The sequence below is a fragment of the Serratia sp. HMSC15F11 genome, assembly GCF_001808215.1.
Classification (GTDB): domain Bacteria; phylum Pseudomonadota; class Gammaproteobacteria; order Enterobacterales; family Enterobacteriaceae; genus Serratia; species Serratia nevei.
In genome coordinates this window covers 102,485-126,327 of the sequence record NZ_KV792422.1, presented here as the reverse complement: position 1 = coordinate 126,327, position 23,843 = coordinate 102,485, and the positions used below count along the sequence as shown (strand labels likewise).

Here is a 23,843-nt window from a genome sequence, read left to right as displayed (position 1 = left end):
CGACGGGCAAAAAAAAGCGCCCCGTGGGGCGCTTTGGCTTCTTTCTCAAGTGAGATTAGAAGCGGTAGTTGAAGTTGGCACCGTACAGCCAGGCCTTGCCCACCGAGTTGAAGGTGTAAGGGCCTTCGTTGATGGTGACTTTCTGGCCGTGCATGTAGGACACACCGACGTCGACCGACGCGTCTTTGTTGAACGCGTAAGAGGTACCTGCGCTGACCCAGAAGCGGTCCTGATCCGGAATGGAGATGGAACGGTTCTGTGCCGGCACCGGGCTGTCATCGAAGGCGACGCCGCCGCGGAAGGTCCAGTTGTCGTCGTAGAAGTAAGTGGTACCCAGCGCAATGCGGTAGGCATCGCGGAAGCCTTCATGCTTTTGGAACAGGGTCTGGCCGCTGCTGCCGGTGGCTTTCAGCTCCTGGAACTGGCTCCAGCTGGTGTACGCCAGGCTGTAGTGGATGGCCCACTGCGGCGCCACTTTGTTGTAACCGGACAGTTCCCACATTTCCGGCAGGTGCAGATCCAGTGAGCCTGGGATGGTGCTGCCGCTGGTGCCCCACGGCAAACCAACGCCCAGCGCCTGGGTAATTGGGTTGTACTGCGCCGGCAGGCTGCTCTTGTAGTCGCCGTCGAACTTGATTTTCACTTCAGAACGATAGGTGAAGCCGTAGCGGTTGTTTTCGTCCACTTCGTACAGCAGGCCGGCATTCCAGCCGAAGCCCCACTTATCGCCTTTCAGGTGAGAAATCTGGGTATCGCCAGGGATCTGAGCGATCATCCCGGCTTGCTGAGGCGTCAATTTACCGGTTTGCAGGCCTTGACCGGCAAGCAGCTTCGGCAGCTCACCGGCGTAGCGTTCCAGTTTGGCTTTGGCGTAGACGGCATCAAAGCCCAGGCCGAAGCTGAAGTGTTGATCCAGGCGGTAAGCGCCGCTCAGGTTCAGGTTCAGCGTTTGCAGATCGGTTTTACCGCCGTAAGCGCCCGCGGTGTAGCCGTTATTGAATTCGGTCGCTAAACCGAAGTTGCTGGTGACCGAGCCGCCTACGGCGAACTGATCGTTAATCGGGTGAACATAATGCAGGTTCGGCACCCAGGCGGTTGGCGCGATGTTTTTCGCATCCAGACTGGCGCCGGAAGGGGATTTGCCGGTGATGTCTACGTCCGGATCGATGAAGACCGCGCCGATGGAGAGTTCCGGGCGGGTATACATCATCAGCAACGCCGGGTTGCGGCTCGCGGAGGCCGCCGTATCGGCCATGGCGCCTTCGCCAGAATACGAACGTCCTAAACCAGCTGATGAGAACTCATTCAGCTGGAATCCTGCGGCAGACACGTTTGAAGAAATAATTGCCACTGCAGCTGCGAGAGCTGATTTAGTCAATAGGTTTTTCTGGCTCATGACCAAAACCTCATTATGTGTTTATTATTTAAACTATGTTACACAAGGTAACAAGGAGCGCGGGATTGTAGGGTCCGTTATCGTTCAGACAAATCAGACCAGTGGCTGAAGTATAGGTCTGACCTGTGAAATTGTTGCAAGTTTGTTTTTGAAATATTTCCAACCTGATATCAAAAAAGAGATCTGCTTAACAAAAAGCCGGCGGTAAATAACAAAATTCTTACCATTCCTTAGCAGACGCTCATTTTTATTTGTGATTTCCATCACTTAAAACACCCAGTAAAAGTAAGTGCTAGTGATTGCCGGCGCGGAAGCGTAAAATACCTGCAGAATTTTGTGGCTTTGTGCCGGTGAGTAAAACGGCAATTTGGGCTGATAACCGAGGCCCTTGAGGAGAACCAATCATGTCAGATGCAATTAATAAATGCAGCGCCCAGGAAACCGCCGCGTGTTGCTGCGTGGATGTCGGCACCGTGATGGATAACACCGATTGCACCGCATCCTACAGTCAGGTGTTCAGCAATCAACAAGATGCAGAAGCCATGCTGGCCGCCCTGAGCGAAAAGGCGCGCGCGGTAGAATCCGACCCTTGTGACATCAGCAGTAGCATTAAACCGGTTGACGGCGGCGTGCAGTTGGAGGCCGATTTCACCTTCGCCTGCCAGGCGGAAACCCTGATCTTCCAGCTCGGCCTGCGTTAATCCCCGCTTTCCCCCCGGCGCCGCCTGCCGCGCGTCGGGGATTGTCTTCCCTACATCGCCCCCCGATAGAAAGTGCGCCTGCTCGCAGTTTTGATCTCTGCCGGTTTGCCAAATGTAACCGTTTGGTTAACAATGACCTCATCAGGTCAGACCTCTTTCTGCCCATTGCGCTGACGTTATTTTCTTCAGGAGCATTTATGAGTAAGGCACTGCCGTTGGTGACCCGTCATGGTGACCGCATTGCGATTGTGAATGGACTGCGTACCCCCTTTGCCAAACAGGCGACTGCCTATCACGGCATTCCGGCGGTGGATTTAGGGAAAACGGCGGTGAGCGAGCTGTTGGCGCGCAGCGGTATCGATCCGCAGCTTATCGAACAGCTGGTGTTTGGCCAGGTGGTGCAAATGCCCGAGGCGCCGAACATCGCGCGTGAAATCGTGCTGGGCACCGGCATGAGCGTCCATACCGACGCCTACAGCGTGTCGCGCGCCTGTGCTACCAGCTTCCAGGCGATCGCCAACGTGGCGGAGAGCATCATGGCCGGCAGCATCAGCGTCGGCATCGCCGGCGGGGCGGACTCTTCTTCCGTCTTGCCGATTGGCGTCAGCAAGGCGTTGGCGCGCACGTTGGTGGACGTCAACAAGGCGCGCACGCTGTCGCAGCGTCTCAAGCTGTTCAGCCGGCTGAAATTCCGCGATCTGATGCCGGTGCCGCCTGCGGTGGCGGAGTATTCCACCGGGCTGCGCATGGGCGATACCGCCGAGCAGATGGCGAAGAGCCACGGCATCACCCGCGAGGCGCAGGATGCGCTGGCGCACCGTTCCCACGAGCTGGCGGCCAAGGCCTGGCAGCAGGGGTGGCTGCGCGATGAGGTGATGACCGCCTACGTACCGCCTTACCGCGCGCAGCTTTCTGAAGACAACAACATCCGTAAAGACTCCAGCCTGGCGTCCTACGCCAAGCTGAAGCCGGCGTTCGATCGCAAGCACGGCAGCGTTACCGCGGCCAACAGCACGCCGCTGACCGACGGCGCGGCGGCGGTGCTGATGATGAGCGAGTCGCGCGCCAAAGAGCTGGGGTTGCAGCCGCTGGGCTATTTGCGCAGCTTCGCCTTCGCCGCCATCGACGTGTGGGAAGACATGCTGCTGGGGCCTTCCTACGCCACGCCGCTGGCGCTGGATCGCGCCGGTATCGGCCTGGCCGATCTGACGCTCATCGACATGCATGAAGCCTTCGCCGCGCAAACGCTGGCTAACCTGAAGATGTTCGCCAGCGAAGAGTTCGCCCGCGAGAAGCTTGGCCGCAGCCAGGCGATCGGCGAGGTGGACATGGACAAATTCAACGTCCTGGGCGGTTCCATCGCCTATGGCCACCCGTTCGCCGCCACCGGCGCGCGCATGATCACCCAGACGCTGCATGAGCTGAAACGCCGCGGCGGCGGGCTGGGCCTGACCACCGCCTGCGCCGCCGGCGGGTTAGGGGCCGCGATGATCGTGGAGGTGGAATGATGAGCTTTGAAAACGCATTGCATGAACAGCGCGCCAAACCGTCGGCCTTTCAGCTGACGATTCGCCCCGACAACATCGGCGTGATCACCATCGACGTACCGGGCGACAAGGTGAACACGCTCAAGGCCGAGTTCGTCGAACAGGTGAACGACGTGCTGATCCGGGCGCAACAGCATACCGCGCTGGAAGGGCTGGTGATCGTTTCCGGCAAGCCGGACTCGTTTATCGCCGGCGCCGACATCACCATGATCGCCGCCTGCACCAGCGCCAAAGAGGCGGAAACGCTGGCCAAGAAAGGGCAGAGCACGCTGGCGCAGATCGCCGCGTTCCCGGTGCCGGTGGTGGCGGCCATTCACGGCGCCTGCCTGGGCGGTGGGCTGGAACTGGCGCTGGCCTGCCACGGCCGCGTCTGTTCGCTCGATGACAAAACCGCGCTCGGGCTGCCGGAAGTGCAGCTGGGCCTGCTGCCGGGCTCCGGCGGTACGCAGCGCCTACCGCGCCTGGTCGGCGCCGCCAAGGCGTTGGACATGATCCTGACCGGCAAGCACATTCGCGCCCGCCAGGCGCTGCGCATGGGGTTGGTGGACGACGCCGTGCCGCAGTCGATTCTGTTGCAGACCGCTATCGAGCGGGTGAAACAGGGCTGGAAACATCAGCGCGAGCTGCCGTGGCAGGATCGCCTGCTCAACGGCCCGCTGGGCAAAAATCTGCTGTTCAGCATCGTGCGCAAGAAAACGTTGGCGAAAACCCACGGCAACTACCCGGCGGCGGAGCGCATCATTCAGGTGGTGCGCTCCGGGCTGGATCACGGCAGCGCCAGCGGTTATGAGGCCGAAGCGCGCGCCTTCGGCGAACTGGCGATGACGCCGCAGTCGGCGGCGCTGCGCAGCCTGTTCTTCGCCTCCACCGCGCTGAAAAAAGAGCGGGGCGGCAATGCTCAGCCGCGCGCCCTGCACCGCGTCGGCATTCTCGGCGGCGGTCTGATGGGCGGCGGCATCGCCTGCGTCACCGCCACCCGCGGCGGTTTGCCGGTTCGTATCAAAGACATCAATGAAACCGGCATCAATCACGCGCTGAAATACAGCTGGGACGTGCTCGGCAAGCGGGTGCGCAGCAAGCGCATGCGCCCGGCCGAGCGGCAAAAACAGATGATGCTGATCTCCGGCTCTACCGATTACACCGGCTTTGAACAGGTGGATATCGTGGTCGAGGCGGTGTTTGAAGATTTGGCGCTGAAGCAGCAGATGGTGGCCGAGGTCGAAGCAAACTGCGCGACGCATACCGTGTTCGCCTCCAATACCTCCTCGCTGCCTATCGGCCGCATCGCCGAAAAAGCCCAGCGGCCGCAGCAGGTGATCGGCCTGCACTACTTCAGCCCGGTGGACAAGATGCCGCTGGTGGAAGTGATCCCGCACGCCGGCACCAGTGAAGAGACCATCGCCACCACCGTGGCGTTGGCGCACAAGCAGGGCAAGACCGCCATCGTGGTGGGCGACAGCGCCGGTTTTTACGTCAACCGCATCTTGGCGCCGTACATCAACGAAGCGGCGCGCTGCCTGCTGGAAGGCGAGCCGATTGAGTCGCTGGACAAGGCGCTGGTGGACTTCGGTTTCCCGGTCGGCCCGATCACCCTGCTGGATGAAGTGGGCATCGACGTCGGCACCAAGATCATCCCGGTACTGGTCGAGGCGCTGGGGCCGCGCTTCGCTGCGCCGGCTGCGTTCGATGCGGTGCTGAAAGACGGGCGCAAAGGGCGCAAGAACGGCCGCGGCTTCTATCTCTACCCGAGCGAAGGGCAGCAGCGGCAGCGGCGCAAACGTGCGGATACCTCATTGTATACGCTGCTCGGCGTCACGCCGAAGGCGCACATGCTGCCGGCGACCGTCGCTCAACGCTGCGTGATGATGATGCTGAACGAAGCGGCGCGCTGCCTGGACGAAGGCGTGATCCGCAGCGCGCGCGACGGCGACGTCGGCGCAGTGTTCGGCATCGGCTTCCCGCCGTTCCTCGGTGGCCCGTTCCGCTATATGGACGAGCTCGGCGCCGAGAAAGTGGTGAAGACGCTGGACTACCTGCGTCAGCAGCACGGCGAACACTTCGCCCCGTGCGAACGCTTGCAGCGCATGGCGCAGCAGGGCGAGCGCTTTTACCCGCTGGGGAGCTGAACGCAGGGCGGCCCGATTTGCACTATAGTTGCAACAGGGCCGCGTTGTGATCGCCATCACTCCTTGCAACAGCGTCAGCCGGTGAGGCTGTACAGCGAGGCGGAGGCAGCGGTAAGTTAGCTTGACCGCCATCAATAAATTTCATGGCGGCAAGGTTAAAATTTAACCCGTTGAATTGATTGTTCTGTGAGCAATCTAGGTTTGCCCGGGGAGGATTGCTGTAAAAAACAGCGTTTTCTTTACGCAAACTTTCAGGCAAAATGCCCGGCCGCCATAAAGAGACGGCGCGTTATCGTTTTAAAGCTTTGGCTTTGGGTTGTAAAACTCGGCGGTACAGCACGCACGGCGTTTCTGTATAGCGTTACTTTGTCAACAACAGCGGTGCAATATGCAAGTTTTGATTATGCGTCACGGAGAGGCGGCGCTCGAGGCAGCCAGCGATGCGGTAAGGCCCCTTACCCTATGCGGCCGCGACGAGTCCCGTCAGATGGCGGCCTGGTTGAACACCAAGTCTGTAGATATTGAACGCGTGCTGGTCAGCCCCTACCTGCGGGCCGAACAGACGCTGGCGACGGTGCGTGAAGCCTTGACGCTGCCGGAGGGCGAAGAAGTGCTGCCTGAGCTGACGCCGGGCGGCAACGCCGAACAGGTCGGCAGCTATCTGCAGGCGCTGGCGATGCAAGGGGTGAGCTCGGTGCTGATCGTGTCGCACCTGCCGCTGGTGGGCTATCTGGTGGCCGAACTGTGCCCGGGCGAGTGCCCGCCGATGTTTGCGACCTCGGCGATTGCCAACGTCGATCTGCCGGCGGACGGCAGTTACGGCAAGTTTGAATGGCAGGTCAGCCCGTCGCAGGTGATGGCCAAAGTGTGAGCCGCGGATGCGGTGCGGAATAAACTCAGGGCGATGTCTGACATCGCCCTGAGTCGTTTCTGCGGGTCTACTCGGCCAGCTCCACCAACAGCAGGATGGCGGCGTTGCCGCCCCATTCCTTCGGCGCCTGGTGGAACGCCAGCACGTCGGGATGCTGCGCCAGCCACAGCGGCGTTTGCTGTTTGAGAATGTGCTTGCCGTGCCCGTGCATCACGCAGGCGCAGTGCACGTGTTCGCGTTTGCAGGCGGCGATCAGCGCCCCCAGCTCCTGCTTGGCCTGCAGCTGGGTCAGGCCGTGCAAATCGAGAAACAGCTCCGGCGAATAATCGCCGCGTCGCAGCTTCTTCAGCTCATACGGGCTGCTGCCGGGGCGCACGTAGCGCGTCGGGCCTTCTTCTTCCAGCTGCGGCTGATACTCATCTGAAAAATAATAGCTGGCATCGACCTGCTCCTGCAGCAGCCGCTGCGGGGCAATCTGTTTGACCTTGGGTTTCGGCGGGCGGTGGACGATGGTGTCCTGGCGCAGCTTTTTCGCGCCCGCCACCGACTCTCTGAAGAGCTGTTGTTCGTCTTTGCTCAGAGGGGGCTTGTTCTTCATGCTTCATTCACCGGAAATCGTTTATTTCGCTAGTTTACCTTGTGAATGAGCGCTGTCGACGCAAAACTCGGGCCAGAGTGAAAAGCGCGAGGGGCAAGCGTGATTTGTCGCGGGCTTCATGGCAAACTATGCGGCTAAATCATGAAACACAGCGCCTGCCGGAGGGCAAATTGGACAAAATTTTCGTCGACGAAGCAGTGAACGAACTGCACACCATTCAAGATATGCTGCGCTGGACGGTAAGCCGTTTCAACGCCGCCAATATCTACTATGGTCACGGAACCGATAATCCGTGGGACGAAGCGGTGCAATTGGTGCTGCCAAGCCTGTTCCTGCCGTTGGATATTCCGGAGGACATGCACACCGCCCGTCTGACCTCCAGCGAGCGCCATCGCATCGTTGAGCGCGTGATCCGCCGCGTCAACGAGCGCATCCCGGTCGCCTACCTGACCAACAAGGCCTGGTTCTGCGGCATGGAATTCTACGTCGACGAGCGCGTGCTGGTGCCGCGTTCGCCGATCGGCGAGCTGATCAACGATCGCTTCAGCGCGCTGATCCCACACCCGCCACGCCATATCCTCGACATGTGCACCGGCAGCGGCTGTATCGCCATCGCCTGCGGCTACGCTTTCCCGGAGGCGGAAGTGGACGCGGTGGACATCTCCAGTGAGGTGCTGGCGGTGACCGAGCGCAACATTCAGGCGCACGGCGTCGAACACCAGGTGATCCCGATCCGTTCCGATCTGTTCCGCGACGTTCCCGCGATCCAGTACGATCTGATCGTCACCAACCCGCCGTACGTCGATGCGGAAGACATGTCCGATCTGCCGCAGGAGTTCCGCTTTGAGCCGGAGCTGGGCCTGGCGGCGGGCAGCGACGGCCTGAAGCTGGTGCGCCGCATCCTGGCCTGCGCGCCGGACTACCTGACCGACGACGGCGTGCTGATTTGTGAAGTGGGTAACAGCATGGTGCACCTGATGGATCAATATCCGGACATTCCGTTCACCTGGCTGGAGTTCGAAAACGGCGGCGACGGCGTGTTCATGCTGACCAAACAGCAGCTGGTGGATTGCAAGGAACACTTCAGCCTCTACCGCAGCTAAACCGCATTTCCAGGGCCCGCACGGCGGGCCTCATAACAATAAAAGACTAACGGTAAGGAGCCGTGATGGCAGGAAACAGTATTGGGCAGATTTTCCGCGTCACCACCTTCGGTGAATCTCACGGGGTGGCGCTGGGTTGTATCGTCGACGGCGTGCCGCCCGGCATTCCGCTCACCGAAGCCGATTTGCAACACGATCTGGACCGCCGTCGTCCGGGCACCTCGCGTTACACCACCCAACGTCGCGAACCGGATCAGGTACGCATTCTCTCCGGCGTATTCGAAGGCGTGACCACCGGCACCAGCATCGGTTTGATCATTGAGAACACCGATCAGCGCTCGCAAGACTACAGCGCCATCAAAGACGTGTTCCGTCCCGGGCATGCCGACTACACCTACGAACAGAAATACGGCCTGCGCGACTATCGCGGCGGTGGCCGTTCTTCGGCGCGTGAAACCGCCATGCGCGTCGCGGCGGGCGCTATCGCCAAGAAATACCTGCAGCAGAAGTTCGGCGTGCAGGTACGCGGCTATCTGGCGCAGATCGGCGACGTGACCTGCGAGCTGAAAGACTGGGATCAGGTCGAGCAGAACCCGTTCTTCTGTCCGGATCCGGACAAGCTGAAAGCGCTGGACGAACTGATGCGCGCGCTGAAAAAAGAGGGCGACTCCATCGGCGCCAAGGTCAGCGTGATCGCAGAAAACGTGCCGGTTGGCCTGGGCGAGCCGGTATTTGACCGCCTCGACGCCGATCTGGCGCACGCGCTGATGAGCATCAACGCGGTGAAAGGCGTGGAGATCGGCGACGGATTCGCCGTGGTGACCAAACGAGGCAGCGAAAACCGCGATGAAATCACCCCGGAAGGCTTCCAGAGCAACCATGCCGGCGGCATTCTCGGCGGCATCAGCAGCGGCCAACCGGTGGTGGCGCATCTGGCGCTGAAGCCGACCTCCAGCATCATGGTGCCGGGCCGCACCATCAATCGCCAGGGCGAAGCGGTGGAAATGGTCACCCGCGGTCGCCACGATCCGTGCGTGGGTATCCGCGCCGTGCCGATCGCCGAAGCGATGATGGCGATCGTGCTGATGGATCACCTGCTGCGCCAGCGTGCGCAAAACGGTGATGTGGTTTCCGACGTGCCTCGCTGGTAATCGCCATGAAAAACTGGATGTTGGGCCTGGTGGCCCTGACGGCCTCCGCCTCCGCCATGGCGCTGACGCCGTGGCAGAAAATCGATCACCCGGTGGCCGGCGCGCCACAGGCGGTGGGCGGTTTCGCCAACGGCTGCATCATCGGCGCGCAGCCGTTGCCGCTGAACTCACCGAACTACCAGGTGATGCGTACCGACCAGCGCCGCTATTTCGGCCACCCGGATCTGCTGGCGTTTATTCAGCGCCTCAGCAGCCAGGCGAACCAGAAAGCGCTGGGCACGGTGCTGATCGGCGACATGGCGATGCCGGCCGGCGGCCGCTTCAGCAGCGGCCACGCCAGCCACCAGTCGGGGCTCGACGTCGACATCTGGCTGCAGCTGCCGCGCCAACGCTGGAGCGCGCAGCAATTGCTGAAACCACAGCCGATCGACCTGGTATCAGGGGACGGCAAACAGGTGGTGGCCAGCCAATGGCAGCCGCAAATTGAGTCGCTGATCAAGCTGGCGGCGCAGGACGCGGAGGTGACGCGCATCTTCGTCAACCCGGCGATCAAGCAGCGCCTGTGCCTGGATGCCGGCGCCGATCGCGCCTGGCTGCACAAGGTGCGCCCGTGGTTCGGCCATCGTGCGCACATGCACGTGCGCCTGCGCTGCCCGGCCGGCAGCCTGGAGTGCCAGGAGCAGGATACGCCGCCGCCGGGTGACGGCTGCGGCGCCGAACTGGCGAGCTGGTTCGTGCCGCATCAGCCTAACGCCAAGCCGGGCAAATCCGTGCCGCCGCCGTTACCGCCGACCTGTCAGGCATTGCTGGATCACCATTTCTCAGCGGAATAACACATGGACTGGTTTGTCATTGGCCCCGAGATGCTCGGGGTGTTGTTTGCGGTAGCGCTGCTGGCGGGGTTTATCGACTCCATCGCCGGCGGCGGTGGGTTGCTGACGGTACCGGCCCTGCTGGCGGTGGGGGTTCCCCCGGCGCAGGCGCTGGCCACCAACAAACTGCAGTCGGTCGGCGGCTCCTTCTCCGCCAGCCTGTACTTTATTCGTCGGCGCGCGGTGAACCTCAACGACCAAAAGCTGACGATATTTCTGACGCTGATCGGTTCGATCGCCGGCGCCATTCTGGTGCAGCATATGCGCGCCGATTTGCTGCGGCAGATGTTGCCGTTGCTGGTGATCGGCATCGGCCTCTATTTCCTGCTGATGCCGCGGCTGGGTGAGGAAGATCGTCAACGCCGCCTCGGGGCCTTGCCGTTTGGGCTGGTGGCCGGCGGTTGCGTCGGGTTTTACGACGGTTTCTTCGGCCCCGGCGCCGGGTCTTTCTACGCGTTGGCCTATGTGACGCTGTGCGGTTTTAACCTCGCCAAGTCTACGGCGCATGCCAAGGTGCTGAACTTCACCTCCAACGTCGGCGGGTTGGCGCTGTTCATCATCGGCGGCAAGGTGGTGTGGAGCATCGGTCTGGTGATGCTGGTGGGGCAGGTGCTGGGGGCGCGTTTGGGCGCGCACATGGTGCTGACCCGCGGGCAGAAGCTGATTCGGCCGATGATCGTGATCGTCTCGCTGGTGATGAGCCTCAAGCTGCTGTACGACAATCACGGCCCGGAAATTCAGCAGTGGTTGACCGCCTTGGTACACGGTTAAAGATGAAGAGGGGGCGTTGCTTACGCACCCTGTCTTATCGGGTATAATGGCCTCTTTATTTTTGTGGTTATAGAGTTTCTATGTCAGACATGCAGACCCGTCATCGTTATGAACAGCTGATCGAGATCTTCAATCAGTGCTTCAGCGATGACTACAATACCCGCCTGGTGAAGGGCGACGACGAGCCTATCTACCTGCCGGCCGACGACGAACTGCCGTATCACCGCATCGTGTTTGCCCATGGCTTCTACGCCAGCGGCCTGCACGAAATCTCGCACTGGTGCATCGCCGGCGAAGCGCGCCGCCAGCTGGTGGACTTCGGTTACTGGTATTGCCCGGACGGGCGCGACGCGCAAACCCAGAGTGAATTCGAAGCGGTAGAGATCAAACCGCAGGCGCTGGAATGGATGTTCTGCGTGGCGGCCGGTTTCCCGTTCAACGTCAGCTGCGACAACCTGAACGGCGACTGCGAGCCGGATCGTATCGCGTTCCAGCGCAAGGTGCGCGCCCGGGTATTGGCGCTGCTGGAGCAGGGAATACCCACACGGCCTGCGCGCTTTATTCAGGCGTTGCAATCGTTCTACAATACGCCACCGTTGGCGGCCGAGCATTTTCCGTACCCGGAAGATCTCAACTGACGCCACAGCCCGCTATTTAATGAGGAAATTTGATGATCGCAGAATTCGAAGCGCGCATTTTGGCGCTGATTGATGACATGGTAGAGCACGCCAGCGATGATGAACTGTTTGCCGGTGGCTACCTGCGCGGTCATCTGACGCTGGCGGTGGCCGAAGCGGAAGAGCAGGGTGAGCACACTGCCGAAGCGCTGAAAGCGCGGGTGGAAGAGAGCCTGCATAAGGCGATCGCCGCCGGGGAACTCTCGCCGCCGGATCAGATCTTGGTGCGCGGCATGTGGGAAAACCTCTATCAGGCCGCCACGCCTGCCGCTTGACCGCCATGCCGGGGCGCATCACCGCGCCCCTCATTCATGAATTAAACCGCACGCCCTTTCAGCAGCTTTCGTATCCACATCCGATTCGGATTCAACGCCGCCAGCAGGCGTGCATCGCCCGGCAACGGTTCGCCGAACAGCTGCGCCGCCAGAATTTCCGCCGCCAGCGGCGCCGAGCACAGCCCGCGCGATCCCAACCCGCCGATAGCGAACAGGCCGGGATAGACCGGCGCCTCGGCGACGGTTTCGCCACGCTGGTTCTGCCGCTGCAAATCCTGATACTGCGTCACCGTGGCCTGATAGTCCGGCAGCGCGCCGACCATCGGCAGATGATCGCGGGTGGCGCTGCGCACGCCGCAGCGCGCCTGATGAGCGCTGACGTCCACCTGCTGTGGCCAGGCCTGTTCCGGCAGGCAGCGCAGCAGGCGCTCGCGGTTTTCCTGTTGCTCCTGCTCGCGGTAGTCGGTGGCGGTGTCGCCACGCTGGTAGCTGGCGCCGATGCAGTGTTGGCCGTTGTTGGCATTGACCGGCGTCAGGTAGCCGTCGTAGCACAAGACCTGTTTCAACTGACCGAGGGCCGGCGAGCTTGGAATGTGCGACACCTGCCCGCGCACCGAGTACAGCGGCAGGACTTGCGTCGGCGCCAGCTCGGCCAACCGGTGCCCGTTGGCCAGGATCACCGTCGCATGGCGGTGGCTTTCGCCGTGGGCGAAGTCGATACGCCAGCCGTTTTCTTCACGCGCCAGCGCCTGCGCGTCGTGCCGGTAGCGGCAGACCAGACCCTGCCGCTGCGCCAGCGCGAGAGCGCCGCGCGTCAGCTCGGCCGGGCAGAGCCAGCCGCCCTGCGGGTAGGTGATGCCGCCAAAGCCGGTATCGACGCCGCACAGTTCGCTGAGCGTCTTGCGGTCGGCCGCCATCGCCATCGCCGGCGGCCAGTCGGTTTTCAGCATATTGGCGATCTTGGCCCCGCTCTTTTCGTCGTAGGCCAGCTGGCTGACGCCGCACCACTGGTGATCAAAGGTGACGCCTTGTTGCAAGAGGGTGTCGTATTGACGACGGGCGAAGGGAAACGCGGCGCTGAAGAAACTCTCCAGCGCGTCGCCGCTGCCGTTCAGCAGAGGATAAATCGCCCCCTGGCGGTTGCCGGAAGCGCCCTCGGCCGCCTGCTCGTCGGCGCAGTACAGCGTGACGCTGGCGCCGCGCCGCAATAAGGCCAACGCGGTGAGCGCGCTGGCGACGCCACCGCCGATCAGGGCGATGTCGGCGGTGTTGTCCGCCGCCGGACGCCGATACCAGGGCGCCGGGTGGGGTGTAGGCTGCGTATCGGCCGGCAGACCGCCGGCGAGCATCTCACGTTTTTGGCCGAAGCCTTTGCAACGGTTGACCTGAAACCCGGCCTGTTGCAAGCCGCGGCGCACGAAGCCGGCGGCGGTAAAGGTGGCGAAGCTGCCTTCCGGCCGGGCGAAACGCGCCATGGCGGCGAACAGTTGCTCGGTCCACATGTCGGGATTTTTGGCCGGTGCGAAGCCGTCGAGGAACCAGGCGTCGACCTGGTTATTCATGCTGGCGTCGAACTGAGGCAGCAGTTCGTTGACGTCGCCGAACCACAGATCGAGCGTAATGCGGCCTTCGGCCAACAGCAGACGATGGCAGCCCGGCAGCGGCAGCGGCCATTGGGCGCGCAGCTCGTCGGCATAGGGAGCCAGCTCCGGCCAGCGCGCATGCGCCGCCGCCAAATCGGCCTGCTGCAGGGGGAATTTTTCAAAGCTGATAAAGTGCAGGCGTTGCAGTGCAGCGTCCGGCTCGGCCTGGCGGAAGCCCGCGAAGGCCTGCCACAGCGTAAGGAAATTGAGCCCGGTGCCGAATCCGGTCTCCGCCACCACTAACAGCGGGCGCGGGTGAGTGGCGAAACGCTGCGGCAGCCGGTTGCCGTGCAGGAAGACATAGCGGGTTTCTTCCAGCCCATCCTGATTGGAAAAATAGACGTCATCAAACTGTTTCGAAACAGGTGTACCCTGTTCGTTCCAGGTTAGCGTTGCGGTTTGGATGGGGGCGTGGTTCACGGTCAATAGCTCGAAATTCAAGGGATGCCGCGAATTCTAACGGCGCTGGCGCCCTGGCGCAAACTGGACAACAATAAAGCTGAAAAACGCTGATCGGACTTGTTCGGCTTACATCTGTACGCTAAAGTGCGATGCAAAATCCCGTAGGTAAATAGTGGAAGAGGTATTGAATGAAACGTGCAGTGATTACTGGCCTGGGAGTTGTCTCCAGCATTGGTAATAACCAGCAGGAGGTCCTGGCGAGCCTGCAGGAAGGACGTTCTGGGATCACTTTCTCCCAGGAACTGAAAGATTCCGGCATGCGTAGTCACGTATGGGGGCAAGTTAAGCTCGACACGACCGGCCTGATCGACCGCAAGGCGGTGCGTTTCATGAGCGATGCTTCCATCTATGCCTTCCTGGCGATGCAAGAAGCGATCGCTTCTTCCGGCCTGAAGGAAGAAGAGTATCAAAACAACCCGCGCGTGGGCCTGATCGCCGGTTCCGGCGGCGGTTCTCCGCGCTTCCAGGTATTCGGCGCCGATGCGATGCGCAGCCCGCGCGGCCTGAAAGCGGTTGGCCCGTACGTGGTCACCAAAGCCATGGCCTCCGGTGTTTCCGCCTGCCTGGCGACGCCGTTCAAAATCCACGGCGTAAACTACTCCATCAGCTCCGCTTGCGCGACCTCTGCACACTGCATCGGTAACGCGGTTGAGCAAATCCAGCTGGGCAAACAGGACATCGTGTTCGCCGGCGGCGGCGAAGAGCTGTGCTGGGAAATGGCCTGCGAGTTCGACGCGATGGGCGCGCTGTCCACCAAGTACAATGACACGCCGGAAAAAGCCTCCCGCACCTACGACGCCGATCGTGACGGTTTCGTCATCGCCGGCGGCGGCGGTATGGTCGTGGTTGAAGAACTGGAGCACGCGCTGGCGCGCGGTGCGCACATCTACGCAGAAATCGTTGGCTACGGCGCAACGTCCGACGGCGCCGACATGGTTGCGCCATCGGGCGAAGGCGCGGTGCGCTGCATGAAGATGGCGATGCAGGATCTGGATGCGCCTATCGACTACATCAACGTGCACGGCACCTCCACGCCGGTAGGCGACGTGAAAGAGCTGGGCGCGATTCGTGAAGTGTTCGGCGACAATACCCCGGCTATCTCCTCCACCAAGGCGATGACCGGTCACTCGCTGGGCGCCGCAGGCGTGCAGGAAGCGATCTACAGCCTGCTGATGCTGGAGCACGGCTTTATCGCGCCGAGCATCAACATCGAAACCCTGGATGAGCAGGCGGCCGGCATGAACATCGTGACTCAGCCGACTCAGCGCGAGCTGACCACCGTGATGTCCAACAGCTTCGGCTTCGGCGGCACCAACGCCACCCTGGTGATGCGCAAACTGGCAAAATAATTCCGCCTGAGCTTCATCTCTCCATCAAGCCCGCGTTTTCGCGGGCTTTTTACCGTTCAAAGCCCGCCGGGCGAGCGCTCGGAGTTTTCCCAAATCACATCCCCTGACACATCATTACCTCGCCATTACACGCGTTGGGCATACAATAGCCAGGTAGCGTGATTATCGCTCGGCGTGGCTTTCTAAAGTGATCGAACATTGAGGCAAGAAGTATGAAAAAGTTAATTGCGGTTGGGTTACTGTCGGCCGTGTTGGCCGGATGCGCCACCGATTCTCCCTGCGTTCCGGTCTACGATGACCAGGGGCGTCTGGTGCACACCAACACCTGCATGAAGGGCACCACTCAGGATAACTGGGAAACCGCGGGCGCGATCGCCGGCGGCGCGGCGGCAGTGGCCGGTCTGACCCTCGGCATCATCGCGCTGACCAAGTGATCGGCGCGGCGCCTGCGGGCGCATGCAACCAGCCCGGCCATTGCGTGCCGGGCTTTTTTATTTCACTGCACCAAAAACGCCTTGAACTGCGGTGTCATCACGGCGCTAAAGCCGTCGTCGGTTTTGCTGATCAGGTAGACCGCCAGCCCTTTCTCTTCGGCAAGTTTCAACGCTTTCTCCGTGCCCAGCACCATCAGGCCGGTATCCCAACCGTCGGCCTCGAGCGCGGTAGGGGCGATCACCGTGGCGGAAACCAGTCGGTGGTTGATCGGCCTGCCGGTGGTCGGATCGATGACATGGGAGTAGCGCTGGCCGTTTTGTTCAAAGTAGTTGCGGTAGCTGCCGGCGGTGCTGATGCCGTAACCGTGCAGATCCACCAGCGCCTGCATCGCGTTTTCACGGTCGGTCGGCTTTTGGATCGCCACTCGCCAGGGTTTGCCCTGGCCGTTGACGCCGCGTGAAGAGACCGCGCCGCCGACCGATACCAGGTAGTTGGTAATGCCGTTGCGGTTCATCAGGCGCACCAGTTCATCGGCACCGTAGCCTTCGCCCAGCGTCGAGAGATCGACATACATGTCCGGCAGATCTTTTTGCAGCCACTCCCCGCGATTGTCGCTGATAAGCTTCAGGTGCTGCAGGCCGATGCGCTGCTTCGCCGCGTCGATCTGCGCCTGTTCCGGCACCTTGACCGGATGCTTGTCGGGGCCGAATCCCCACAGGTTCACCAGTGGGCCGACGGTGATGTCCATGGCGCCACCGGTATCGCGGCCGATGCGCTGGGCCATCAGCACGATGTCCGCCATGCCGCGCGGGATCGGCTGCGGTTCGAGGCTGGCGCTACGGTTAAATTGCGACAGCACCGAGTCGGCGCGGTAGGTGGAGATATCGTCGTTGGCCCGTTCGAGCACCGCGTCGATCTGCCGCTGCAGTTCTTGCTTGCCGATCGCGACGTCACCGCTGACTTTAACGCTGTAGAAGGTGCCCATGGTCTTGCCGTCGATATCGATTTGCGGGCGGGAGGAGGCATCGTCGCAGGCGGCGAGCAGGGCGCATAAGGCGCTGAGCAACGCCCCTTTGGCGAACAGGGAAGCCATAACATGTCCTTTGAAAACGAGAAAGCCGCTACAAATAAAGTAAAGCGCGGCAAATGGAAAGCGGATAAAGGTAAAATAGCATTTTGCTGGCGTTGCGGCTGCGCCTGAGCTAACGTCTCGCTCATGCTTCTTGCTGAGGTTTCAAGCTGCCACCATGAGTTCAACCGCCATTTCCCGGCTTATCCATCCCTTTGTCAAAGACCGTTTCCTGCATGCGCTGTTGTTGGCCGGCGTAGCGATGTTCGCCTTTCATCCGCAGCCGATGGCGGCGCTGGGCGGGTTTATCGACGGCCGCACCCTCATTACTCTGTTGGGGCTGATGCTGCTGACCAAAGGCGTTGAGGTCAGCGGCTACTTCGACTTCGTTGGCCGCAAGATTATCAACCGGCTGCATAGCGAACGGCGGCTGGCGCTGTTCCTGGTGTTCTCTGCCGCGCTGTTGTCGTCGTTTCTGACCAACGACGTGGCGCTGTTTATCGTCATTCCGCTCACCATCACGCTGAAAAAACTGTCGGCGCTGCCGGTGGGCCGTTTGATCATCTTTCAGGCGCTGGCGGTGAACGCCGGTTCGTTGCTGACGCCGATCGGCAACCCGCAAAATATCCTGCTGTGGAGCCGCTCCGGCCTCTCTTTCCTCGGCTTCATCGGCCAGATGGCGCCGTTTGGCGCCGCGATGATGCTGAGCCTGCTGGCGCTGACCTGGTTCAGCTTCCCGGCGCGCGACATCGTGAAAACGCCGAATACCGAGGGCTACCCCTATCAACGGCCGCTGTTGCTGAGCTGCGTGGGGCTGTATGCGGTCTTCCTGCTGTGCCTGGATATCGGTCTGCCGCTGTATGGGTTGCTGGCGGTGTTCGCCGGCTTTTTATTGCTGGCGCGCCGGGTGCTGTTGCAGATCGACTGGAGCCTGATTTTCGTGTTCGCCGCCATGTTTATCGATGTTGGCCTGTTTACCCGCCTGCCGCCGCTCCAGCCGGCGTTTGCCGCGATCGCCGGGCTCAGCGACGGCGGGGTGTACGCGCTGGGTGTCGGGCTGTCGCAGATCGTCAGCAACGTGCCGGCCACCATTTTGCTGCTCAACTATGTGCCCGCCAGCGCGCAGTTGGCCTATGCGGTTAATGCCGGCGGCTTTGGGTTGGCGGTCGGCTCGCTCGCCAACCTGATTGCGCTGCGCATGGCGGGGGAGCGCAAGATCTGGTTGCGCTTCCACTATTACTCGCTGCCGCTGCTGGCGTGGGCCGCGTTGGTCGGCTGGCTGTTGAGCTAACTCTGATTGCCGCTCTGCCGGGCGGCCAACAGGCAAATGCTGCGGGTCACCTGGTAGGATTTCACAAAGGCGCTGACGGGTAAAAACTCGAAGCGCGAGTGGAAGTTATGCGCGCCGGTGAAGTAATTGGGCGTCAGGATGCCGCGGCTCGAGAGCGCCGCGCCGTCGGTGCCGCCGCGCATCGGGATCACCTTCGGCGGGATGCCGTGGGCGGCAAGGGCGCCAAAGATCAGATCGATGGCGCGCCGATCTTCGCCGATGGCGTTGCTGATGTTGCTGTAGATGTCGCTGATGCTGCAGCTGACGTTGGTGCGTGGATAGCTGGCCGCCACCTGGCGCACCGTCTCCTCAAGGCGGGCTTTGCGTGCCTCGAAGGTGGCGCGATCGAAGTCGCGAATCGACACCTTCAGCGTCGCCTGATTGGCATTGGCGGCCAGATCCGTGAACCAGAAATAGCCCTCGCGCCCGTCGGTGTGTTCCGGGGTATCCTGCACGTCGAATCGGTTGATGATGTCGTTGGCGATGCGTATCGGGTTGATTAACACGTTTTTCGCCGACATCGGGTGGGCGGTTACCCCTTCGATGCGGATCTCCGCCGCCGCCGCGTTGAAATTCTCGTAAACCACTTCACCCAATTCGCAGCAATCGATGGTGTAGGCGAAATCGACGGCGAAACGCTGCAGATCCAGCGCCTTGGCACCGCGCAGGCCGATCTCTTCATCCGGCACGAACGCCACCACGATATCGCCGTGGCGATCGGTGGCGGTCAGGTTGGCCAGCAGCGTCATCACCACGGTGACCGCCGCCTTGTTGTCGGCGCCCAGCACGCTGGTGCCGTCGCTGAACAGGATATCTTCGTTCCGGTAGGGCAGGATCTCCGGGTGCTCGGCGGTGCGCAGCCAGATATCTTGCTCGGCGTTCAGGCATAAATCTTCGCCGGTGAAGCGCAGGCGCTGCGGGCGAATTTCGGGCGACAGGCCGACGTCCACGGTGTCGATATGGGTGATGAAGCCGATGCGCGGCGCGCCGGGTTGGGTGCCGGGCTTGCGGGCGGTGACGGTGGCGTGGTCGTCTATCTGCACGTCGGCCAGGCCGAGCCGGCGCAGCTCTTCCGCCAGCAGCTGCGCCATCTCATGCTGCCCCGGCGTGCTGGGCAGGGTGGTTGCGGCGGCGTCGCTCTGGCTGGTCACCGCCAGGTAGCGGAAGAAACGTTCGGTGAGCTGTTCGGCAATCGGGCTGGTCATCGGAACTCCTCGCGGTTGGCAATCTACCGGTTTTAAAACGAAATCAGCCGTTTGTCCAACGGTGCAATGCGTAAACTGCCAGAATGCGAAGCATCGCGCAGAAACAAAAAATAGCGGTGAAACTAGGAAATCGTCGCAGGTTTCTGCGGCAAAATCGGTGTTAGCTGTGGGCTGGGAAGCGCCTACATAACACTTATCTGTTCCTCAAGGAGAATTCATGCACACCGGTCACGCTCTGCTTATCACCTTACTGTCCCTTGGCCTCTCTCCCAGCGCCTGGTCCTCTGCCGACACCGGGCATGCCAACAGCAACGCCAACAGCCGCGAAGTGGCCAGCGCGCTGGGCGGCCTGAAAAACAAAACCTACGAACTGGAACAGGCGCCGAAGATCCGCGTCGCCAGCTTCAATATCGCCGCCGGCAAGGTCAGCGACATGACCGCCATCGCCAAGGCGATTCGCGCGATGAACGTCGACGTGGTGGCGCTGCAAGAGGTGGATAAGCTCACCGCCCGCAGCGGTCGCGTCGATCAGGCGGCTGAGCTGGCGAAGCTGACCGGCATGCAGGCGGTGTTCGGCCGGGCGATCGACTTCGACGGCGGCGAATATGGCCTGGCGTTTCTGTCCAGGTATCCGCTGCACGACGCCGTGATCTATCCGCTGCCGTCCGGCCAGCGCGAACAGCGCATCGCCTTCAGCGCCAAGGTCGACGTGCCGGAGTTCCCGGCGCCGATCACCCTGTTCAACACTCATCTCGATACCAAGGAAGATCCGACAATGCGCTTGGATCAGGTGCGGGAGCTGAACGATCGCACCATCGAAGTGCGCGGTATCAAGCTGCTGTTCGGCGACATGAACGATGTGCCGGGCAGCGTGACCTGGCTGGAATTGAGCCGCTATTGGAACGACATCATGCCTAACGGGCAGGATGGCCGCAGCTGGCCGGCGGAAAATGCCGAGATCAAGGTGGATTACCTCTTCACCGGCAACGCGCAGCGCTGGCATCTGGACAGCCTGACGGTACCGAACGCCAGCGGCGACTGGAACGGCGTGCATTGGCCGGCGGTGAGCGATCACCTGCCGCTGGTGGCTGAAATGCGTCTGACCGAGCAATAAGCCGGTCGGCATTCCGTTGGGGCCGGGCTAAGCTACGGCAATCTGCGCCAGCCGCTCGACGGCGCTGCGGATCTCGCCCGGCGTCAGGGCCGAAAAGCCCAGCAGCCAGCCGTCGCGCTGCGTCTGCGCCGTCTGGTATTGCGCCGTCAGCCCGGGCGTGAGGATGCCGAGCCGCTGCGCCTGTCGGCTGAGCGCCGCCTCCTGGCCGGGCGGCAGCCAGACGCTGAGCTGCAGGCCGCCGGCGGCGGGAGCGGGCGTGGCGAAGTGGCCGAGTTTTTCGTGAACTTCCGCCAGCAACGCATCGCGCCGGCTGCGGTAGAGCTGGCGCATGTAGCGGATATGCGCGGCAAAGTACCCCTGGCGGATGAATTCGGCGGTGACCGCCTGCATCAGCTGCGCGCTGTGGCCGTCATACACCGTGCGCGCGGTGACGAACGCGTCAACCAGCGTAGGCGGGACGATCAGGTACGCCAACCGCAGCGAAGGGAACAGTGATTTGGAGAAGGTGCCGAGGTACAGCACCCGGCCACGGCGATCCAGGCCCTGCATCGCCGGTATCGGCAGGCCGTCGTAATGAAACTCGCTGTCGTAATCGTCCTCGACGATCCAGGCCTGCTGCCTGTCCGCCAGCGCCAGCAGCGCCAAGCGGCGTGCCAGGCTGAGCGCTGCGCCGGTTGGGTATTGGTGCGAGGGCGTCAGATAAATCAAACGAGGGTCGGGCAAGGAGGGGTCAGCACGCAGGCCGTCGCCGTCCACCGCGACCGGCGTCAGGGCGGCTCCGGCGCTGATAAAAGCGTTTCTTGCCCCGGTGTAACCCGGCTCTTCCATCCAGACGCTGTCGCCGCTGTCCAGCAGCAGCGTGGCGATCAGCTGCAGCGCCTGCTGCGAACTGGTCAGCACGATAACCTGCCGTGCATCGCAGATCACGCCGCGCGTTTGATTGACGTGGGCGGCAATCGCTTCACGCAGCGGCAAATAGCCCTGCGGGTCGCCGTAGCGCAGCAGGCTTTCTCCCTGTAGCCGCAGGCGCTGTGCGGTCAGTTGCTTCCACAAGGCCAGCGGAAACGCACGCAGATCCGGCGAGCCGGCGGCAAACGCCCGTGGCTGCTGCGGATCGCGGCAGCCGCCGGTTTGTACGATCTGTTGGCCGCGTTGCGAAAGGCGCGGTATGCCGGCAGCGGTCGCCGGCGGCGGTGATTTGGCGATGATAATCGCCACAAAGGTGCCCTGGCCGACGCGGCGCTGCAGATACCCCTCCGCCTCCAACTGACCGTAGGCCGCTTCGACGGTCACTCGCGAGAGGCCCAGATCGCTGGCCAGCACCCGGCTGGAAGGCAGGCGTTGCCCAACGCTCAATGCAGTTTGGTGGATGGCCTGCCGCAATGCGCCGCACAGGCGATCGCGCAGCGTACCGGCGGTGTGGGGCGATTGCTGAAACAACGTGACCAGCGAGTGCCGCATAATGGGTCTTATCACGGTTGGGAAATGGGTATCAATCATAAGACCAAAATGGGGCACTATTGTCATCTGTCTTGATGCACGGGAGTGAATGGTATGTCGAAAGAATCATTGGTGCTGGCTTTTCCTCCGGCGGCGCCGGAAGAGAGCCTGGCCTACCTGGCGGCCAAACTGAGCCGCTATGCGGATGCCTGGGACGTGGCGGAGGATCTGCGCAATGGCGTGGACGGGGTGGTGGTTATCGACACCCGCGCGGAGGCGATGTACGCCGCCGGGCATATTCCCGGTGCGCTCAGTTTGCCGCATCGCCTGATGGATGAAGCCGGCACGGCGCAGCTGGATCGCGAAAAAGTGTATGTGACCTACTGCGATGGCATCGGCTGCAACGGTTCCACCAAGGGCGCTTACAAGCTGGCGAAGCTGGGATTCCGGGTGAAGGAGCTGATCGGCGGGCTGGACTTCTGGCTGCGCGACGGCCATCCGTTGGCCATCGGCGAACAGCCGGGATCGTTGCGCGATCGGGCGGCTGTTGAGGATTGCGGCTGCGCCTGAAGCGTTAAAACACCAGCGCCAGCACGACGGCCAGCGCCAACAGCAGCAGGATCAGCGCGACGGCAGGTTTGCTGAGCGCTTTTTGCAGCGGCAGCGGCAGGGCAGCGATCAGCGGGTTGAGCAGCGGCTGCGGATCGACAGGGTGGCTGACGATAGCCTGAGCCTGGCCGGCTTTTTCCAGGCGTCGGGCAAACAGTTGATGAATGGCGTCGCTCATTTGCGGATGCGTCAGCGGCGCATTGGCGCCGCAGTTGAAGCGCGCCTGGCAATAGTCGTTCATCTGCTGCAGCTCTTGCTCGTCCGCCGGCTGCTTGAGTGCCGCCAGCAGATTGTTCAGCGTCGGCGCGCTCTGCGGGCTGAGGGCCACCTTCACTTGCAAGAATTGGTTTAACAGCTGGAAGTGGCGCGCCGGCAGCGGATCGTTGGTTTTCACGCCCGCCAGATCAAACAGCGTTTGCCAGATTTTAGCCGGCGCTTCACCGGTGGCCGCGCTAAGTTTGGTGACCTGCTGCTGCAGGCTTTGATGCTCTGCGGGCAGCAGCGGGCGATCGCTGGTGGCGGTTTGCTGCGGCTGAGGAATGGTCAGGCCGCCGGTCTGCAACAGATTCAGCACCTGCTGCAGCTGTGGTGGGCTCAGCTGGCTCAGTACCGTGTGGCCGAACTGCTGGCGAATAAAGTCGCTGACCGCCTGGCGGTTGTTGCCCTGCGGCAGTAATTCGGCCAGCTGTTGCAACAGCTGGCGCCCGGCGTGGTTTTGCTGCGCCTGCGTCAGGCGCGTTTGCAGCAGCTGTTCCGCCGGTTGAAAATGGCGCGCCAGCAGTTCACCGCCGTTGTCGGCGCCGAGATCGTGGCGCAGAGTCGCCCAGATCTCCGCCGATTTTGCCGGGCTGAGCGTCATGATTTTCACGATCAGCTTTTCCAGCGTCGTGCGCTGTGCCGGAGAAAGGGGGTGATCGTCAGTGGCCGCCGTTTTGCCCGGGGAGGGAGGGCGTTCGCCGGCGATTGGGGTGCCCGGCCCACTCAAAGGTTGCATATCACCAGTCCTTCGCTGTGTATCCCCGCAGAATGCCTGGAGGAGAGAATCATCATCGTACCCGGCGAAAAGCGCAGGCTTACCTTCTATGATACCTGTAAATCG

At 62.0% G+C, this 23,843-nt stretch carries 22 protein-coding genes; 15 read left to right on the top strand and 7 right to left on the bottom strand.

The features are described from left to right. Positions 1 to 55: 55 nt before the first annotated feature. On the bottom strand, positions 56 to 1,396 hold the full coding sequence (gene fadL / locus HMPREF3138_RS07825; RefSeq protein WP_038876518.1) for a long-chain fatty acid transporter FadL: 1,341 nt from the start codon (positions 1,394 to 1,396) through the stop codon (positions 56 to 58). A gap of 404 nt (positions 1,397 to 1,800) precedes the next feature. Between fadL and HMPREF3138_RS07820 the strand changes: the two genes are divergently transcribed. The 4 genes from HMPREF3138_RS07820 (at position 1,801) to sixA (ending at position 6,641) form a co-directional block, all read left to right on the top strand. Further along, complete coding sequence (locus tag HMPREF3138_RS07820) at positions 1,801 to 2,097, top strand: YfcZ/YiiS family protein (protein ID WP_072145088.1); 297 nt, start codon at positions 1,801 to 1,803, stop codon at positions 2,095 to 2,097. Positions 2,098 to 2,294: 197 nt separating this feature from the next. Further along, positions 2,295 to 3,605, top strand: coding sequence for an acetyl-CoA C-acyltransferase FadI (gene fadI, locus HMPREF3138_RS07815; protein WP_033653729.1), 1,311 nt, complete (start codon positions 2,295 to 2,297; stop codon positions 3,603 to 3,605). Next, positions 3,605 to 5,770 carry a fatty acid oxidation complex subunit alpha FadJ gene (fadJ, locus tag HMPREF3138_RS07810; protein WP_038876516.1) on the top strand — a complete coding sequence of 722 codons (2,166 nt, stop codon included), beginning with the start codon at positions 3,605 to 3,607 and terminating at the stop codon, positions 5,768 to 5,770. The genes fadI and fadJ overlap by 1 nt, the downstream gene beginning before the upstream one ends. A gap of 388 nt (positions 5,771 to 6,158) precedes the next feature. Further along, the gene (gene sixA, locus HMPREF3138_RS07805; protein ID WP_004936230.1) at positions 6,159 to 6,641 is read left to right on the top strand and encodes a phosphohistidine phosphatase SixA; all 483 of its coding nucleotides are present in this window, start codon (positions 6,159 to 6,161) and stop codon (positions 6,639 to 6,641) included. 67 nt (positions 6,642 to 6,708) lie between these two features. Here the strand turns inward: sixA and smrB are convergent, their stop codons facing one another. Continuing rightward, on the bottom strand, positions 6,709 to 7,239 hold the full coding sequence (smrB, locus tag HMPREF3138_RS07800) for an endonuclease SmrB (protein ID WP_004936226.1): 531 nt from the start codon (positions 7,237 to 7,239) through the stop codon (positions 6,709 to 6,711). 170 nt (positions 7,240 to 7,409) lie between these two features. Between smrB and prmB the strand changes: the two genes are divergently transcribed. From prmB to HMPREF3138_RS07770, 6 genes are all read left to right on the top strand, one after another. Further along, positions 7,410 to 8,342 carry a 50S ribosomal protein L3 N(5)-glutamine methyltransferase gene (gene prmB, locus HMPREF3138_RS07795; protein ID WP_033648158.1) on the top strand — a complete coding sequence of 311 codons (933 nt, stop codon included), beginning with the start codon at positions 7,410 to 7,412 and terminating at the stop codon, positions 8,340 to 8,342. Positions 8,343 to 8,407: 65 nt separating this feature from the next. After that, positions 8,408 to 9,493, top strand: a complete 1,086-nt coding sequence (gene aroC, locus HMPREF3138_RS07790) for a chorismate synthase (RefSeq protein ID WP_038876514.1) — start codon at positions 8,408 to 8,410, stop codon at positions 9,491 to 9,493. Positions 9,494 to 9,498: 5 nt separating this feature from the next. Further along, a complete protein-coding gene (mepA, locus tag HMPREF3138_RS07785) occupies positions 9,499 to 10,326 on the top strand; it encodes a penicillin-insensitive murein endopeptidase (protein ID WP_038876512.1) in 828 nt (275 codons plus the stop codon). Between the two features lie 3 nt (positions 10,327 to 10,329). Beyond that, positions 10,330 to 11,136, top strand: coding sequence for a sulfite exporter TauE/SafE family protein (locus HMPREF3138_RS07780; RefSeq protein WP_038876510.1), 807 nt, complete (start codon positions 10,330 to 10,332; stop codon positions 11,134 to 11,136). 89 nt (positions 11,137 to 11,225) lie between these two features. Then, positions 11,226 to 11,774 carry an elongation factor P hydroxylase gene (locus HMPREF3138_RS07775; protein WP_162215436.1) on the top strand — a complete coding sequence of 183 codons (549 nt, stop codon included), beginning with the start codon at positions 11,226 to 11,228 and terminating at the stop codon, positions 11,772 to 11,774. Between the two features lie 32 nt (positions 11,775 to 11,806). Next, positions 11,807 to 12,088: a YfcL family protein gene (locus HMPREF3138_RS07770; RefSeq protein ID WP_016926855.1), complete on the top strand. Its 282-nt coding sequence runs from the start codon at positions 11,807 to 11,809 to the stop codon at positions 12,086 to 12,088. 41 nt (positions 12,089 to 12,129) lie between these two features. Here HMPREF3138_RS07770 and mnmC read toward each other — a convergent pair whose 3' ends face one another. Continuing rightward, positions 12,130 to 14,151 carry a bifunctional tRNA (5-methylaminomethyl-2-thiouridine)(34)-methyltransferase MnmC2/FAD-dependent 5-carboxymethylaminomethyl-2-thiouridine(34) oxidoreductase MnmC1 gene (gene mnmC, locus HMPREF3138_RS07765; RefSeq protein ID WP_038876623.1) on the bottom strand — a complete coding sequence of 674 codons (2,022 nt, stop codon included), beginning with the start codon at positions 14,149 to 14,151 and terminating at the stop codon, positions 12,130 to 12,132. A 170-nt stretch (positions 14,152 to 14,321) separates the two neighbouring features. On the opposite strand from mnmC, the gene fabB reads away from it, so the two are divergent. After that, positions 14,322 to 15,542, top strand: a complete 1,221-nt coding sequence (gene fabB, locus HMPREF3138_RS07760; RefSeq protein ID WP_016926857.1) for a beta-ketoacyl-ACP synthase I — start codon at positions 14,322 to 14,324, stop codon at positions 15,540 to 15,542. 212 nt (positions 15,543 to 15,754) lie between these two features. After that, positions 15,755 to 15,976 carry a putative periplasmic lipoprotein gene (locus HMPREF3138_RS07755; RefSeq protein WP_004936201.1) on the top strand — a complete coding sequence of 74 codons (222 nt, stop codon included), beginning with the start codon at positions 15,755 to 15,757 and terminating at the stop codon, positions 15,974 to 15,976. Positions 15,977 to 16,038: 62 nt separating this feature from the next. Here the strand turns inward: HMPREF3138_RS07755 and apbE are convergent, their stop codons facing one another. Next, the gene (gene apbE / locus HMPREF3138_RS07750) at positions 16,039 to 17,070 is read right to left on the bottom strand and encodes an FAD:protein FMN transferase ApbE (RefSeq protein WP_038876506.1); all 1,032 of its coding nucleotides are present in this window, start codon (positions 17,068 to 17,070) and stop codon (positions 16,039 to 16,041) included. Positions 17,071 to 17,224: 154 nt separating this feature from the next. Here apbE and HMPREF3138_RS07745 point away from each other — a divergent pair, with 154 nt between their 5' ends. Further along, complete coding sequence (locus HMPREF3138_RS07745) at positions 17,225 to 18,337, top strand: SLC13 family permease (RefSeq protein ID WP_038876503.1); 1,113 nt, start codon at positions 17,225 to 17,227, stop codon at positions 18,335 to 18,337. Here the strand turns inward: HMPREF3138_RS07745 and pepT are convergent. Continuing rightward, the gene (gene pepT / locus HMPREF3138_RS07740; protein ID WP_038876501.1) at positions 18,334 to 19,581 is read right to left on the bottom strand and encodes a peptidase T; all 1,248 of its coding nucleotides are present in this window, start codon (positions 19,579 to 19,581) and stop codon (positions 18,334 to 18,336) included. The genes HMPREF3138_RS07745 and pepT overlap by 4 nt on opposite strands. Before the next feature lie 217 nt (positions 19,582 to 19,798). Here pepT and HMPREF3138_RS07735 point away from each other — a divergent pair, with 217 nt between their 5' ends. Beyond that, positions 19,799 to 20,695, top strand: coding sequence for an endonuclease/exonuclease/phosphatase family protein (locus tag HMPREF3138_RS07735; protein ID WP_038876498.1), 897 nt, complete (start codon positions 19,799 to 19,801; stop codon positions 20,693 to 20,695). Between the two features lie 27 nt (positions 20,696 to 20,722). Here HMPREF3138_RS07735 and HMPREF3138_RS07730 read toward each other — a convergent pair whose 3' ends face one another. Further along, positions 20,723 to 22,156 (bottom strand): MocR-like pyridoxine biosynthesis transcription factor PdxR, encoded by a 1,434-nt coding sequence (locus HMPREF3138_RS07730; RefSeq protein WP_172417758.1) that lies wholly within the window; start codon positions 22,154 to 22,156, stop codon positions 20,723 to 20,725. A 93-nt stretch (positions 22,157 to 22,249) separates the two neighbouring features. On the opposite strand from HMPREF3138_RS07730, the gene HMPREF3138_RS07725 reads away from it, so the two are divergent. Continuing rightward, positions 22,250 to 22,705, top strand: a complete 456-nt coding sequence (locus HMPREF3138_RS07725) for a rhodanese-like domain-containing protein (protein WP_038876492.1) — start codon at positions 22,250 to 22,252, stop codon at positions 22,703 to 22,705. 4 nt (positions 22,706 to 22,709) lie between these two features. Here HMPREF3138_RS07725 and flk read toward each other — a convergent pair whose 3' ends face one another. After that, positions 22,710 to 23,738 (bottom strand): flagella biosynthesis regulator Flk, encoded by a 1,029-nt coding sequence (gene flk / locus HMPREF3138_RS07720; protein ID WP_038876491.1) that lies wholly within the window; start codon positions 23,736 to 23,738, stop codon positions 22,710 to 22,712. Positions 23,739 to 23,843: the final 105 nt, after the last annotated feature.